This is a genomic window from Paraburkholderia metrosideri (assembly GCF_904848625.1).
Classification (GTDB): Bacteria; Pseudomonadota; Gammaproteobacteria; order Burkholderiales; family Burkholderiaceae; genus Paraburkholderia; species Paraburkholderia metrosideri.
This window is the reverse complement of the sequence record NZ_CAJHCP010000004.1, coordinates 232121-246169: the sequence shown is the minus strand read 5'-3', so window position 1 is coordinate 246169 and position 14049 is coordinate 232121. Positions and strand designations below refer to the sequence as shown.

At 58.6% G+C, this 14049-nt stretch carries 14 protein-coding genes; 8 read left to right on the top strand and 6 right to left on the bottom strand.

The window, feature by feature from the left end:
• Positions 1 to 149: 149 nt before the first annotated feature.
• Together pdeM and LMG28727_RS09735 are read right to left on the bottom strand one after the other, a co-directional pair.
• Entirely contained in the window at positions 150 to 809 is a 660-nt protein-coding gene (gene pdeM, locus LMG28727_RS09740; protein ID WP_201642092.1) for a ligase-associated DNA damage response endonuclease PdeM, read from the bottom strand.
• Positions 806 to 3460, bottom strand: coding sequence for a ligase-associated DNA damage response DEXH box helicase (locus LMG28727_RS09735; protein ID WP_201642091.1), 2655 nt, complete (start codon positions 3458 to 3460; stop codon positions 806 to 808). Before LMG28727_RS09735 ends, pdeM begins: the two co-directional genes overlap by 4 nt.
• Positions 3461 to 3678: 218 nt before the next feature.
• Here LMG28727_RS09735 and LMG28727_RS09730 point away from each other — a divergent pair, with 218 nt between their 5' ends.
• From LMG28727_RS09730 to LMG28727_RS09715, 4 genes are all read left to right on the top strand, one after another.
• Positions 3679 to 4536, top strand: coding sequence for a carbon-nitrogen hydrolase family protein (locus LMG28727_RS09730; protein ID WP_201642090.1), 858 nt, complete (start codon positions 3679 to 3681; stop codon positions 4534 to 4536).
• A gap of 180 nt (positions 4537 to 4716) precedes the next feature.
• Positions 4717 to 5070, top strand: coding sequence for an FKBP-type peptidyl-prolyl cis-trans isomerase (locus LMG28727_RS09725; RefSeq protein ID WP_236591716.1), 354 nt, complete (start codon positions 4717 to 4719; stop codon positions 5068 to 5070).
• Positions 5071 to 5184: 114 nt separating this feature from the next.
• Positions 5185 to 5646, top strand: coding sequence for a DUF488 domain-containing protein (locus tag LMG28727_RS09720; protein ID WP_201642088.1), 462 nt, complete (start codon positions 5185 to 5187; stop codon positions 5644 to 5646).
• A 238-nt stretch (positions 5647 to 5884) separates the two neighbouring features.
• Positions 5885 to 6958: a DUF6765 family protein gene (locus LMG28727_RS09715; RefSeq protein WP_201642385.1), complete on the top strand. Its 1074-nt coding sequence runs from the start codon at positions 5885 to 5887 to the stop codon at positions 6956 to 6958.
• Between the two features lie 81 nt (positions 6959 to 7039).
• Here the strand turns inward: LMG28727_RS09715 and LMG28727_RS34110 are convergent, their stop codons facing one another.
• Positions 7040 to 7279: a hypothetical protein gene (locus tag LMG28727_RS34110; RefSeq protein WP_407945837.1), complete on the bottom strand. Its 240-nt coding sequence runs from the start codon at positions 7277 to 7279 to the stop codon at positions 7040 to 7042.
• Positions 7280 to 7852: 573 nt separating this feature from the next.
• Between LMG28727_RS34110 and LMG28727_RS09705 the strand changes: the two genes are divergently transcribed.
• From LMG28727_RS09705 to cls, 4 genes are all read left to right on the top strand, one after another.
• Positions 7853 to 8191: a hypothetical protein gene (locus LMG28727_RS09705; protein ID WP_201642086.1), complete on the top strand. Its 339-nt coding sequence runs from the start codon at positions 7853 to 7855 to the stop codon at positions 8189 to 8191.
• Between the two features lie 176 nt (positions 8192 to 8367).
• On the top strand, positions 8368 to 9222 hold the full coding sequence (locus LMG28727_RS09700) for an H-NS family nucleoid-associated regulatory protein (RefSeq protein ID WP_201642085.1): 855 nt from the start codon (positions 8368 to 8370) through the stop codon (positions 9220 to 9222).
• A 22-nt stretch (positions 9223 to 9244) separates the two neighbouring features.
• Complete coding sequence (locus tag LMG28727_RS09695) at positions 9245 to 9730, top strand: hypothetical protein (RefSeq protein WP_201642084.1); 486 nt, start codon at positions 9245 to 9247, stop codon at positions 9728 to 9730.
• A gap of 147 nt (positions 9731 to 9877) precedes the next feature.
• On the top strand, positions 9878 to 11140 hold the full coding sequence (cls, locus tag LMG28727_RS09690; protein ID WP_201642083.1) for a cardiolipin synthase: 1263 nt from the start codon (positions 9878 to 9880) through the stop codon (positions 11138 to 11140).
• 79 nt (positions 11141 to 11219) lie between these two features.
• Here the strand turns inward: cls and LMG28727_RS09685 are convergent, their stop codons facing one another.
• From LMG28727_RS09685 to LMG28727_RS09675, 3 genes are read right to left on the bottom strand one after another with little or no spacing between them, the layout of a single operon-like run.
• Positions 11220 to 12176, bottom strand: coding sequence for a hypothetical protein (locus tag LMG28727_RS09685; protein ID WP_201642082.1), 957 nt, complete (start codon positions 12174 to 12176; stop codon positions 11220 to 11222).
• Positions 12170 to 12967 (bottom strand): MetQ/NlpA family lipoprotein, encoded by a 798-nt coding sequence (locus LMG28727_RS09680; protein WP_201642081.1) that lies wholly within the window; start codon positions 12965 to 12967, stop codon positions 12170 to 12172. The genes LMG28727_RS09685 and LMG28727_RS09680 overlap by 7 nt, the downstream gene beginning before the upstream one ends.
• On the bottom strand, positions 12964 to 14046 hold the full coding sequence (locus LMG28727_RS09675; RefSeq protein ID WP_201642080.1) for a formylglycine-generating enzyme family protein: 1083 nt from the start codon (positions 14044 to 14046) through the stop codon (positions 12964 to 12966). The genes LMG28727_RS09680 and LMG28727_RS09675 overlap by 4 nt, the downstream gene beginning before the upstream one ends.
• Positions 14047 to 14049: the final 3 nt, after the last annotated feature.

The following is a 14049-nucleotide window of genomic DNA, read 5'->3' as shown; positions in this document are numbered from 1 at the left end:
GGAAGCCGCTAACAGCGCAACATTGCCACGTGCGAGGAGGCAGCCAACCCGGCGAGCCTCCTCGCCAAACCCAAACCCAAACCCAAACCAAAACCAAAAAACCGCGGACAGGTGCCCACCCGTCCGCGGTTTTTTTCACCCCGCTCGCCTCATCTCAACCCGATCACCCGCTCCTGCACAACCAGAAAAACCTTCTCCCCAGCGACACGTCCTTCGTCACGTGAGCCACCGGTGAAACTTCCAAACGCCGGCAGCACCCCGCAGTCAGTGCCAAACCGGAAACAGGGCACACGCACGGAATCGGTCCGCGTCGCAATCCGATAAACCGGATGCAAGTGACCCGCAAGCGCGTACGCGCCGTTGACCCGCTGCGGGTGATGGCACAACGCCCACGGTCCCATCCGCCAGGGCTCCTTGACGTACTCGATACCCAACGTATCGGGGAGCGCCCCTGCGTGCCGGTCATGGTTGCCTTCCACCAGCACCAGACGCAAATCCGCATGCCTCGCGCGCCAGTCATGCAACGCATCGAGCGTCTCCGCTGCATGAGACTCGCGTGCATGCAGCAGATCACCTAAAAACACGAGCACTACCGGTTCAAACCCGGCGATCAGAATATCGAGGCGCATCAGGTTATCTGCCGTCGATCCAATCGGCACCGGAATGCCGCGCGCACGGAACACGGCGTCCTTGCCAAAATGCGCATCGGCGACAAATAGGCAGCGCTGCACGGGATCAAAACACGCACGCAAACTGGAAAGCACAAGCGGATGCCCAGCAATCTCGATCGCTAACGATGCCGGCTTCATACGCGGGCCGCCTTCTCCAGTTCGGCCAGCATCCGCTCGACACGGTCCGCGAGTTTCTCGGTACTCACTTTCTCGCGCAGACGTCCGACGATCAGCGGAAACGCAAACGGTGTTGGTTTTTTCGGTCGCATCACCACTACGCGGCTCGCGTTCATTCGCTCAAGCGCAATGCGAATGCGCTGTACATCGAGCTCCTGAAGCAGTACTTCCGTATCGGCCTGATTGAGCAGCAGGTTATCGCTATCGTGATGGCGGAAGATCTCATAGAAAAGACCACTCGACGCCTGCAATTGCCGGGCGCTTTTCTGTTGCCCGGGATGCCCCTGAAATACGAGCCCCGAAACCCGCGCAATTTCGCGAAAGCGTCGCATTGAAAGTTCGGAAGAATTGAGGCTCGCGAGAATATCGTGATCCAGTTCATCGAGTCCGAGAAGGCCGCTTTCCAGTTGCCCGGCCCAATCGAATGGTTGGGCGGACAACAGCTCAAAGCCATAGTCATTCATCGAAATGGAAAAAGTACCTGGCTTTTCGCGCGCGACCCGCCACGCGAGCAATGCTCCCAAACCGATATGCGCGGTGCGTCCCGCGAACGGGTAGCAAAAGAAATGATGCCCTTCGCGCGACTTCAGCAGCTCTATCACCAACAATCCTGGCTCCGGCAAGGCGGACCATTTCCTCTGCAATTCAAGCAGCGGTTGCACCGCACGCATCTCCGGTTCGTCGTAGATACCGTTGGCGGCGCGTGCGAGCATCATCAGTGTGGCGTCGGCGAGTTCGGACGACAACGGCATGCGGCTGCCGGCCCATTGCGGCATGGCGCCACGCGATGACGTGGCGCGCCGTACCCAGGCGGTCATATCCTGCACACGGATCAATTCGAGTGCGCGTCCGCCGAAAGTGAAGATATCGCCGGGTTTAAGCCGCGAAATAAACGATTCCTCGATCGCACCAATTCGTCCACCCGAAAGATACGCGACGTTCAACGTGCCGTTCGCGACGATCGTGCCGATGTTGTTGCGATGTCGCCGCACCAGATCTTCGCGCGGAACGCGGTACAGTCCATCGTTTTCGCGCATCACGCGGTGGTAGTCGGGATACGCGCGTAATGCGGTGCCTCCACCTTCGACAAAACCCAGCGCCCAGTCGAACTCTTCCTGCGTCAGATTCCGGTACGCATAAGTGCGACGGATTTCGCGACACAGCTCTTTCGCATCGAAGCCGCCGCCAATCGCGACCGTGACGAGATGTTGCACCAGAACGTCGAAAGGCTTTTCCGGCGTATCGCGTCCTTCTATCTGACGCTGCTCGACCGCTTCGCGAGCGGCGGCGGCCTCGACCAGTTCGAGCGCATGGGTCGGCACAATAGTTATGCGTGACGGACGCCCTGGCGCATGTCCCGAGCGCCCCGCACGTTGCATCAGCCGCGCGACACCTTTCGGCGAACCGATCTGAAACACGCGTTCCACAGGCAGGAAATCGACGCCGAGATCAAGGCTCGAAGTACATACCACCCCTTTCAGCAACCCGCTCTTGAGACCGCGCTCGACCCAGTCGCGCACTTCCTGATCGAGCGAACCATGGTGCAACGCAATCAGTCCAGCCCATTCAGGATGCGCTTCGAGTAGCGCCTGATACCAGACCTCGCATTGCGAGCGGGTATTGGTAAATACGAGCGATGTTTGCGCCTCGCCGATCGCATCGGCCACCGCGCTGACCTGGCGCATGCCCATATGACCGCCCCACGGAAATCGCTCGATGGTGTCGGGAATCAGCGTGTCGACGATCAGCGCTTTAGGCAGCATCCCGTGCACGTTGACGCGCGGTGTGCTGACAGGCGCCAGTAATACGTCGGCGGCGAACGCGAGATTGCCAAGCGTTGCGGACAATCCCCACACCTGCAATTCAGGCCGCCAGTTCACGAGACGCGCGAGCGCGAGTTGCGTTTGCGTGCCGCGCTTATTGCCGAGCAATTCATGCCATTCGTCGACAATTACTAACCGTACATGCGACAGTACTTCACGCGCGTCGGGCCGCGTGAGAATGAGCGTCAGGCTCTCAGGCGTCGTGACAAGAGCGGAGGGCATGCGCCGGTTCTGTCTCGCGCGCTCCGCTGATGACGTGTCACCGGTCCGCAGTCCGACACTCCACGGTACAGCCAGTTCTGCCGCCGAGCTTTGCAATGCGCGAGCGGTATCGGCGGCGAGTGCCCGCATCGGCGTGATCCATAGCACGGTAAGCGGTTCGGGCTGCGCGCGTGGCGCGCGGCTTCGGGCCGAGGTTGGTTCGTTGGTGGAATCGGCGAACGCGGCGAGTGCGCCAAACCACACCGCCCATGTTTTGCCTGCGCCCGTGGTCGCGTGAAGCAAACCGCTCGCGCCACGCGCGATTTCTCGCCAGACGTCGCGTTGAAACTCAAACGGCTGCCAGCGGCGCGCATCGAACCAGGCCTGGAGTCTGTCCGCAAATGGTTGGCTCGCTGCGGTGTCGTCGATGGAAAAGGGCAGGGGCTCGAAGGCAGGCTCACGTGCATCGAACCGCGCCTGCTGTTCACGAGTGCGCGGAATCCGCCGTGGCCGGGGCGCGCGGCGCCGCTCCGCCGCAACGGCAGGTGCGGGAACAGGGTTCTCGTCGGAATCAGCCGGCTCGGTCATCGAAAGTACTCTTTCGCATTGGATCCGCGGATGGTCGAATAGCGCGCGGTGGACGTATCAGGTGGACCGCGAAACCGTACAGGTGGTTCACGACAGTATCGTCATACTTACGAGAGACACGTGGTCCGTGATTAAATGCCGGGGCTTGCTCGCCTATATAAGAAGCAACGGAATCTGCTCACGTACGTTGCAACGGTTCTTTTATCACGGAGTTCGGCTTGAATCACAAACAGATAGCCTTGCCGCAGACGTCTTTGCGAATTGCTGCCGCACAAGCACAACCGGTTCCCGGAGATATCGCGGCAAACATCGCCAGAGCGGTCGAATTGACCGGCGTGGCCGCCGATCACGGCGCGAAACTGGTGGTTTTTCCCGAAAAATTCCTGAGCGGCTATGAGCCGGATCTGATTGCCGGCGACCCCGCGAAATACGCATTCGACGCAAACGATCCACGTTTGCAGCCAATTCGTGAAGTTTGCCGCCGACGTGAAATCGCGGTAATGGTCGGCGCGGCGACGCGCGGATCAGCAGGTCTGCATATTTCGTCGCTGATATTCAACCGGTCCGGCGAACAGATCGAGCCGTATCACAAGCAGTATCTGTATAGCAGCGAGGCGCATATTTATCAGCCGGGTACGCGAGGTCACATGCTGCTGCTCGACGGATGGCGGCTCGCCGCAGGTATCTGTTACGACTCGGGCTTTCCTGAACATGCGCGGCTTGCGGCGGTCAACGGCGCACACGCTTATCTGGTGAGCGCGCTTTTCAGCATGAAAACGGGCTTCCACCAGTCGCGCATCTGGTTCCCCGCGCGAGCTTTCGACAATACGCAGTACGTGCTTCTGTCGAATCACGTCGGCACGACAGGCGGCTGGGCCACATGCGGAGCGAGTGCGATCTGGAGTCCGTATGGCGATGTAGTGGCTCAGGCGAGCCGAGACCGCGACGAAGTGATTACTGCGCCACTCGATCCGGCATTACTGGCCGACGTCCGCGAACGGGAAACCGTGCTCGCCGACTACAACGCGCATGGCGACGCGATACCCGGCGGCTATACGGTACAGAGTCTGGATTGAGTCTCTATTAGTGCGCTGGCAATTCGTCGCCCGTGCTCTTTGTCAATCCGGGCAACCGGTAGTGTCCGACGGAAATATGCAACATACGATCCGTTACAATGGGACGCACCACCCAACTGGAGACTTGCTTTGAAATCTATCGTTGCCTTGCTGGCCGCAGCTGTTCTCTCTTCGACGGCAATGGCCGCTGCACCCACTACCGAGAAATTGCCTTCAGGCGTCATCGTTGAACATCTCACCCGAGGCACGGGCGCACAACCGTCGGCCACCGACGTCGTGAAGGTCAATTATCGCGGCACGCTGCCCAACGGCACCGAGTTCGACAGCTCCGCCAAGCACGGCGGCCCGGCTACGTTCCCGCTGAATCGCGTGATTCCGTGCTGGACCCAAGGCGTGCAAACAATGAAAGTGGGCGGTAAAGCCAAGCTCACGTGCCCGTCGGCAACGGCATACGGTGAGCGTGGCGTCGGCCCGATTCCGCCGAATACCGACCTGACTTTCGAAGTCGAACTGGTCGACATCGTCAAGCAATAACCCGCGCCACTGCGCCAGAATTGGGCCCCGCTCCGGATTTCCGCAGTGGGGCTTTTTATTTCATCGCGCTTTATTGCTTAACGGCTACTGCTCGCAATCTGTCGGAGATTCGTAATGAAACTTGAAGACAATGCCGTGCAGGTTGCCACCATCGGTTTCACAGGCAAGACCGCACAGCGCTTTTTCGATTCGCTGAAGCAGGCGCAGATTCGCACGGTTCTGGACGTGAGGTTGCATAACACCTCGCAGCTTGCGGGTTTCGCGAAAAAGCAGGACCTGCGCTACTTCCTCGAGAATTTGTGCGGCGCGGCGTATCTGGAAATACCCGAACTGACTCCCGAGCCGGATTTGCTCAAACGTTACCAGGGCAAAGTACTGGGATGGGACGAATACGCGGCGGCTTACCTCGAACTAATTGCAAAACGTGGCGTGGAACGGCAACTAAATATCGATCTCTTTCGCTCGGGCTGCCTGCTTTGCAGTGAACATTTACCACACCATTGTCACCGGCGAATCGCGCTGGAGTACCTGAATACTCAATGGAATAGCAGCCTGAATATCACGCATCTCGTTTGATCGTCCTCTATCGGCAACCGGAAAAGTTCAGGGTTGTCACGCAACTGTCAATGCAGTCAATGTCGGTATTGAGGCTTTCCTGTTGCCGCCCCGTCTCTCCGCAAAGCGCAAATGCAGTGTTTTTTTGAAGTCTCGCCGCGCCCGCTCGTCTACTATCTACTCAAGCTTTCTCCCAGATCGCTCTCGCCGCAGGGTCGAGAAGCTCGTCGTCATTCGTCGTGTGTCAGGAACGCCTGCCATGAATATCGACTTTCACTATGGTGTGGTTTATGTCGCAGCCCGCGTTGGTGGAATGACCCCAGCGGACGCCTGTACCGTTGCGCATGCTTGCCAGTACGTCGACGACGCGACGACCCACGGAATACTGCGCTTTAAAGGCGGTGAAACCTTTGAGCGCTTTGCCACTGCGCACAAGTTATTCGATTACTCCAATACAGAGAACGATCAGAACCGGCTCGTCTGGACGCCGTTTCATTTCTTGCCGGCGGCAGAAGGCGACACGCTGGAGGAAATGGCCGTTTGCCGGCCGGATAGCGAGGTTGCGCGCGAAGTGGTGCGACGGGCGATTCGTCAGCGGAACACGGAGACGGGTTTGCATCGACTGGGCGTGACCCTTCACACGTATGTCGATACCTGGGCGCATCAGGGATTCGCGGGGATTGAGAGTCCGTGGAACCGGGTGCATCTGCTGGAGGCTCAGGATTGCACACGCAAAGGCTGGTTCGCGGCATTGAAGGCAGCGACCGGGCATCTGGTGGAGCACATCGAAGAAAATGTGCTGACGCTTGCATTACCCGTCGGTCACGGTGCCGCATTGCATTATCCCGACCAGCCGTGGGCGAATTGGCATTACATCGACGGTCGAAACAACTTTGTCTCAAGACATAACTTGCCTGAGTTCGTGCAGGCGGCCGACATGGCCTGTCGCGCGGTGCGTGGTTATCTGGCCGGCCGTGAAGATTTCGACGCGCAACCGGGCATGCCCGACAATGTGAAAGAGGAACTCAGCCATTTGCTCGACATCAATCGGGACCCCGACGACAACATACGATTACAGCGGTTTTGCGAATGGGTCCAGGCAGGGCGTCTCCCTGGTTTGAAAGAGCCTGTTCCCAATTACGTCGCCAAAGGACCCGGTTCGTGGAAGTGCAACGCCACCGGTTTGCAGCATGACGACGACACCGGCGACCAACCGATATGGACAGACTCTTTCGAGAAAAGCGACTACCGGCTCTTTCATGACGCGGTCAAGCAGCATCGTTTCGTGACGACTCAAGAAATTCTCCCCGCCCGCGGTTTGCGAATTGCGTGAATCCCGCGAAGGAAACGCTGCCAGCCACGCCGCCTGACTACGATTGAGCGACTTTGGCGGCCGCGTTCCATACGGCTACGACTATTGCATTCTTGGTTGTTGCTGACGTTCCGCCGCCTGTTCCTCGGCATGTTTCTTTGCCATGTGGCGGCCCACCAGGCAGCCACCCACTGCGCCGACTACCGCGTGATGCCCGGCATAATGCCCCGCGACTCCGCCGACAACCGCGCCTTTCATACAACCGGCGGCGTTGGCCGTGCCGATCATGGCCGAAGAGAGTGCTACCGCTGCGAGGGCGGCTTTGATGTAACCAGCTTTCATCTGAAAAGTACCGTGCTGTTGGAAGGCGCGAAGGTGATGCCATTCGATGCTTTTTCAATAGCCTTCACCGCCATTGCACTTCCGGGATTCATGTTCCTGTCATTGCCGCCTGCCGGAAACCGACTTTCGAACGGCCATCTACACTAATGATAGCGCCGCCAACTCTGGCGGATCTACTGCCGAATCAATCACTTTCTGTTCGTCGACCTTTCTCCCTGCTCACCGGAGTAGAGCGTATCTGCCTGTTTTCAATCGGCGCCGACCTGATAAAGACGTGCTGCGGGCTACGGTCCGGAGTGTAAAAGAACCGCATTGACACAGGTGAAACAGTGCTGCGAGATCGGTAACGTCTAATTACGGAAGTGCCTCGCCTACCTCTCTACCTGGCGTGAAGAACCGGGTTTGCCATTACGAGTCGTGCTTTTTCAAAGTCCGGCGACTCCAAAAGCGACATTTGCAATGAAAAATGAACTACTGTCCTTTGAAAATTCAAATGCTTGCCTATAGTAGAAGCGACAAATGCTGCCATGCACAGCAGACGCCTTTCGTTGATGCGAGTAACGGGGAGCCAGAATGACACCATCGAATGCAGCGATTTATCAGTCGACGAGCAGTACGCCGGAATCGTTGCGGACACTGGCCGGTTATCTGGAATTGGCACTCGATGAGGGTGAAAGCGTGGTGCTGATGAGAATGGGTATGCAAGTACGCAGCGTTTATGTTGGAGATCCGTCCGGCGATCTGGCGGATCTGAAGGATTCCGGTGTAGTAGAAGCCCGACAGGCAGACGAAATGTTGACATTGACCTGTCTGGGACTTAACCGGATAACGGCGGACGGTCAACAATACCGTTTTGTACGAAGTGTGCGGTACATTGCCGATCGCCAGGCTGTCGTTTTTACGCCGACCTGACCCGCACTACCTGAAATTGGGAAGGCGAAAGAAGAGTTCGAAGAAGAGTCGGCAGCAAGGAAAGGAAGAGAGAGCGGCTAATTGGGAATGAGCCGACGTCTCAAAGGTCATACACACCTGCCTTTCTTCTTTTATTCATGGCATAGTTTGACGATTACCACATAGGGAGGAATCAAATGCCTACATTAGAGCAGATTCAAGCCAAGCTGAAAAAACTTCAGTCGCAAGCCGACGTACTGATTGCCAGAAAAGCGCAAGTCGCGGTCGACCAGATTCGTGAACTGATGCTCAAGCACGGTTTAACTACTGAGGATATCGAAGCCAAAGCAAGGGCAAAACGCGCCGCGCGAGGTCTGAATGGCCATGCCACAAGCAGCAACGCAAAAGCCCTCACGTCGGCTAAACCGGCCAAATACCGCGATCATAAAACGGGTGCTACGTGGACGGGACATGGCCGCGCGCCTGGCTGGATCGCCAATGTAAAGGACCGGACCCGGTTCCTGGTCGACGGCGCGAGCGAATTGAAGTCGGCGGCAAAGGCGGCAGTCACTTCGGTAAAGAGCAGTAAAGGCCAGCCGAAAGGCGCGCAACCTCCCAAGTATCGGAACCCGAAAACGGGCGCTACATGGAGCGGCCGCGGTCCGGCGCCCGCGTGGCTCGCGAGCGTGAAGGATCGCACCAGGTTTCTGATCGATAGTGCGGCGGCAGCGGCGAGTAGTGCCGGCACTCAAGCAAAGAAAGTTTCGGCAAAAGCCGGCAAAGCAAAGTCGGCAGCAACGAGCGGCGCGGTGAGCAAGAAAACCGCAGCGAAGAAAGTCGTCGCTAAAAAGGCGGTCGCGTCCAAAAAGACGGCCGCAAAGAAGGCGACGGCCGCCACTCGCAAAGTAGCGGCAAAGAAGCCGGCTGCGAAGAAGACCGTGGCGACCAAAGCGGCAAGGAAGGCACCGGGCCGCAAGGCCGCCGCTAAAACTGTCGCTACGAGTGCCACGGCCGCAGCGCCGCAAAGCTCGACGGCACAAGCCAGCGCTTAAGCGCAACGGAGCCGTGAAGTAGATGACCAGTACGTTCGATTCATCCCAGCAGGAAGACCAGGTCGTCCTGCTGGACTCTGTTCCTCATCCCACCGTCGATGCGGCCGAACCCTTCATTGTTGCCAGCGACCGCCGGGTCATTCTGGCTTATCCGATTGCGGAAGCAGACTTTGAGCGGTTCGGTCCATTTGATCCCGACGACGATCCCTTTTGCGCGGTGCTGTTTGCCGACACCGTGTTTCATCGGCTGGGGCCACCGGGCGACGGCGATCTCGAGATTCATCCGCTTGCTACGCAAGGGCTGCTTCCTTATTCGGTTCACGAAGTAGTGAACTCGTCATTGACTGCGGAGATCGTCGCAGTTGCATCGGCGGGAATGACTTCGCATCATTTCGTCATTACTTTCCAGGGTTCGACGTTTGAATGCGTGGCGTCTGACGTCACGGTGGTCGGTGTCTACGGCGCCGGCGAAATTGCAATTCGAGAAGCATTCTCGCTGGTCCGGTAATGTCGCCAGTAGCAAAGCGCGGTCCCGCAATGGGCACGCGCAATGCGTGCTGCCTGCGTGGTAAGAGCCGGACCTGAGGTCCGGTACTCTTTCGTCAAACCGCAGCGCGCGCATAGGCGCTCTGCCGATTAGCATCGAGGCCCATGCATGCTGACTATTCCCATCACCGCATTCGTCACGCTCATCATCATTCTGGTGATAGCCAACCTGTCGAGCGGCGAGAAGAAGATCGAACACAAGATCGAGCGGCTCTATTCGAGCGACGATCCTCAATTCCTCCGCTCCATGGGTCTGTTGCTTGGGCCGCCGGTTATCTCCGGCAATCGCTTCGAGATGCTACTGAACGGCGACAGGATTTTTCCGTCGATGCTCGAGGGTATTCGTTCAGCGCATAAAACCATTACGTTTGAAACGTTCATTTACTGGTCCGGTGAAATAGGCGAACAGATTGCGCAGGCACTCGCAGACAAAGCACGAGAGGGCGTTGCCGTGCATGTACTGCTCGACTGGGTCGGTTCGTCAAAAATGGATAAGCACTATTTGAATATATTGCGCGACGCCGGCGCAGAAGTGATTCAGTATCACAAGCCGCATTGGACGGGTCTCGGTCGAATGAACGATCGCACCCACCGCAAACTACTGGTGATAGACGGACAGATCGGTTTTACAGGCGGCGTAGGCATTGCGCCGGAGTGGACCGGCCACGCGCAGGATGAAAAGCATTGGCGCGATACGCATTTTCGGGTGGTGGGCCCGGTGGTGGGACATATGCAAGCAGTGTTTATGGACAACTGGGTGAAGGCGACCGGCAATGTACTGCATGGCCCCGACTATTTCCCTCACATGGAAACGCAAGGCGATGGTCTCGCGCACATGTTCAGCAGTTCGCCGTCGGGCGGCAGCGACGACATGCAGTTGATGTACCTGATGGCGATCACAGCCGCTACCCATAGCATTCATCTTGCGAGCGCGTATTTCGTCCCTGACAAACTGACTATCAATGCCATCGTCGAAGCAGCGAAGCGCGGCGTAAAAGTGCAGATCATCACGCCGGGCAAACGCATCGACACGCACACGGTGCGAGAAGCGTCGCGTGCATGTTGGGGCGATCTGTTGAAGGCCGGCGTCGAAATTTACGAGTATCAGCCGACCATGTTCCACTGCAAACTACTGGTAGTCGACGAATATCTGGTCTCGGTCGGCTCCACCAATTTCGATAGCCGCTCTTTCAAACTGAATGACGAAGCGAATCTGAACATCTATGATCGCGACTTCGCGAAGCAGCAGACAGCCACCTTCGCCGACGACATCATGAAGTCGCAACAGGTGACGCTCGAAGCATGGATGCATCGTCCGCTTACAGAGAAGCTGATCGAAAAGGGTGTTCGGCTACTGGATACGCAGCTTTGAAACAGCAGAGTAGCGCACCCGCATTGTCGAACGCATGAATTGGGTTTCGCGACAATAGCGACCGGCTGAGCGCCGCGGATTAAGGCGCGGTCGTGCCGCTCAGATAAGCTTCGACGTTGGACGCAAACGACGTATCACGATTGTGATGGTCAGCGGCCAGCGGAACCGCGAGCAACGCTTTCGCCCGTTGATAGGCGTTGGCGAAGCCCCGTAGTTCCTGTGTCACCGGGCGGTCGTCCAGTCGACGTCGCAAGAGCGCCTGGTCGATGGAGCGGCCAATCAACGCAATCTGACTGTCGATATAGACGGCAGTGAGCTGACGGCAACGCTCGGAAGCGCCCGCCACGGCCAATAGCGCAGGCACGATGGAGATTGTCAGAAAGCCGCCTGCGGGAATGCGCGCCAACGCAGCCGGCGAATTGAACAGGTCTTGACGCAGCGATTCGAATACCGCTTGCCCCCATATCTCACGTTCTTTCGCGAGTGCATGGCGGCGGCGCGTGACTGCGTGCAGTGCACCGGCATCAACAATACGGGATCCGGAAACGAGCAGCGCCGCGTCGACGTGTTCGCCCTCCTGAATGCAATTGGCGCCGAAATAAGCCCCGCTCTGATTGCGTGCTGCGAGCACCAGATGCTGCAATCTGTCGGGCACGAGCGGATCGAGTGGGACCACTTCGCACGTCACCGGCTTGCCGGCGAAATGAATCGCACAGCGGCCGTCCTCTTCCAAGGCCGGACAACGCCCGACAGAAGGGTAGTCATAACCTTGCGTTGCGATACTGAATGTCTCGCCCGCTTGATACAGCAGCGTATCCGCAATCGAGGCGAATTCGGCGATGTCGGTGTCGTCGAGCACACTTTCATGATGACCCACGCGTAGCCGTTCGCCCTGCCGTTTGCGCGACACGCGTCCAATCGCCAGACAGCCGATAAACCGGTCGCGGTGCATGAAAAGCTCCGCCAATGTCATCGATGGCGGCGAATTGCAGCATTTGCCGCACGCCGAGCACGCGAACGAGAACGCATTCACCATGGTCTGCGCACCGAGTCTTGATAGCGCGTGAGGATGAAATGCGCGACATCGTCCGAGTGATACGCCGATACCAGTTGCGTGACCCAGGTCTGACTGCGGTCGCCGTCACGCACCGTGAGCACGTTAGCAAACGGTGAGCGCGCATCTTCGAGACCGATGCTGTCGCGTGCGGGATAAAGACCCGCGCGCGCTGCCTCGTCGCTATCGATCACCGCAAAGGCCACGCTATTCAACGAGTCGAATAAGCGCGCGCGGGGCAGTTGACGTATCTGCAGGTTCAGACGGTTACTCGTGATGTCGTGAGTCGTCGCGTGCAAGCCCGCACTGTCCTTGAACGTGATGAGCGTGTAGTTTTGCAGCAGGATCAATGCGCGCGCAGCACCTTCGCGGTCGTCGGGAATCGCGATGGTCGCGCCGCGCTGCAACTGGCCGAGGTTTGCCAGTTTGCGCGAGTACAGCGCGACTGGAAACGTGACGGTCGTGGCGACGCCTGTCAGTGCATAGTCGTGCTGCTTGCGCTGCGTGTCGAGACTCGGTGCATCTTCGAAACTCGCGGCGTCGATCTGCTTCGCGGCGAGTGCTGCGTCGATGGTACCGGGTTTGTCGAACACGACGACGTCGAGCGCGAGTCCGTGAGTCGCCGCGACGCGGCGTACTTCATCCATGATTTGCGCCTGGGCGCCTGGCGTTACGCCAACCCTGATGACTTGTGCCTGAACAGCCCGAGCGGGCTGATGGAGCGTTGCAAAAACCATCAACGCTGCCGCCGCCGCGATCAAACGTGGCTTCATGATGCATCCCTCAACACAGTGCGAAAGCCAATATGCGATGCCGGCAGATCCGCTTCCTGCTGTTCCCGCGATGCCGCGCGGTAACGCACGCAGTAATCACGCGCGCAGAGGAACGAGCCACCTTTGATCACCATCAACGTGTCGTGTTTGCGGCTGAGCGGCGCGACTGCGGCGGTGTCGCCATTCGTGTGCGACTGATGCGGACCGCTATAAACGTCTTTGGTCCACTCCCACGCATTTCCGATCATGTCGTAAAGCCTGAAATCATTGGCCGCGTAGCAGCCGACCGGCGAAAGACCCGCGTGGCCATCTTCTTTCGTGTTCAACACGGGAAATACGCCTTGCCAGTAATTCGCACTCGGCTTGCCGTGGTCGTCGCGTGGCGCGGTATCGAGATCCGCACCTTCGTGACCCGCTTTACCCGCGTATTCCCATTCGGCTTCGGTCGGCAGATCGCGACCGAGCCACTGCGCGTAGGCGAACGCGTCGGCTTGCGTGACCATCGTCACCGGCTGGTTCATGATGCCGTCGAGATTGCTGCCAGGGCCGCTCGGGTGATTCCACGCGGCGCCTTTTACCCAACTCCACCACGCCAGATCGCGGGCATCCATTTCTTCGCGTGTCGGCGTGTGGAACACCACGGCGCCGCCTTGACGTTCGGAATCGCTGATATAGCCGGTCGCTTTGACGAAGGCCGCGAATTGCGCGTTCGTCACATCGGTCTGGTCGATCCAGAAGCCGTTGACACGCGTTTTACCGTCGCCAGCGGGGCGCTCGTCTTCGTACCCGAGTTTGCTGCCGAGTATGAAGTCGCCGCCGTGCAGATGCACCATGCCGGCCTTCGGATCGTCTCGCCAACGCGTGGGCAAACCGCCGTAGCGCTCGCATTGCTGTTCGGAGCCGAGGACGGTCAGCGGGCGGCCGTGGTTCAGATCGTCGAACGCACTCGCGTTGCCGCCGCCGAAAACCGCCGAGGCGGCTGTGGCGGCGGTAAAGGCGGTGGCGAACGCGACCGTGGCGATCGCCGCGTAGGCGCCGTACAGCGCGGCGCGGCTTTCAAGCTTGAATCGTACGGTCATCGC

Excerpts from the sequence above, each read along its gene's own strand:
- pdeM (WP_201642092.1), bottom strand. The coding sequence starts at position 809 with ATGAAGCCGGCATCGTTAGCGATCGAGATTGCTGGGCATCCGCTTGTG.
- LMG28727_RS09735 (WP_201642091.1), bottom strand. The coding sequence starts at position 3,460 with ATGACCGAGCCGGCTGATTCCGACGAGAACCCTGTTCCCGCACCTGCC.
- LMG28727_RS09725 (WP_236591716.1), top strand. The coding sequence starts at position 4,717 with ATGGCCGCTGCACCCACTACCGAGAAATTGCCTTCAGGCGTCATCGTT.
- LMG28727_RS09720 (WP_201642088.1), top strand. The coding sequence starts at position 5,185 with ATGAAACTTGAAGACAATGCCGTGCAGGTTGCCACCATCGGTTTCACA.
- LMG28727_RS09715 (WP_201642385.1), top strand. The coding sequence starts at position 5,885 with ATGAATATCGACTTTCACTATGGTGTGGTTTATGTCGCAGCCCGCGTT.
- LMG28727_RS34110 (WP_407945837.1), bottom strand. The coding sequence starts at position 7,279 with ATGAAAGCTGGTTACATCAAAGCCGCCCTCGCAGCGGTAGCACTCTCT.
- LMG28727_RS09705 (WP_201642086.1), top strand. The coding sequence starts at position 7,853 with ATGACACCATCGAATGCAGCGATTTATCAGTCGACGAGCAGTACGCCG.
- LMG28727_RS09700 (WP_201642085.1), top strand. The coding sequence starts at position 8,368 with ATGCCTACATTAGAGCAGATTCAAGCCAAGCTGAAAAAACTTCAGTCG.
- LMG28727_RS09695 (WP_201642084.1), top strand. The coding sequence starts at position 9,245 with ATGACCAGTACGTTCGATTCATCCCAGCAGGAAGACCAGGTCGTCCTG.
- cls (WP_201642083.1), top strand. The coding sequence starts at position 9,878 with ATGCTGACTATTCCCATCACCGCATTCGTCACGCTCATCATCATTCTG.
- LMG28727_RS09685 (WP_201642082.1), bottom strand. The coding sequence starts at position 12,176 with ATGGTGAATGCGTTCTCGTTCGCGTGCTCGGCGTGCGGCAAATGCTGC.
- LMG28727_RS09680 (WP_201642081.1), bottom strand. The coding sequence starts at position 12,967 with ATGAAGCCACGTTTGATCGCGGCGGCGGCAGCGTTGATGGTTTTTGCA.
- LMG28727_RS09675 (WP_201642080.1), bottom strand. The coding sequence starts at position 14,046 with ATGACCGTACGATTCAAGCTTGAAAGCCGCGCCGCGCTGTACGGCGCC.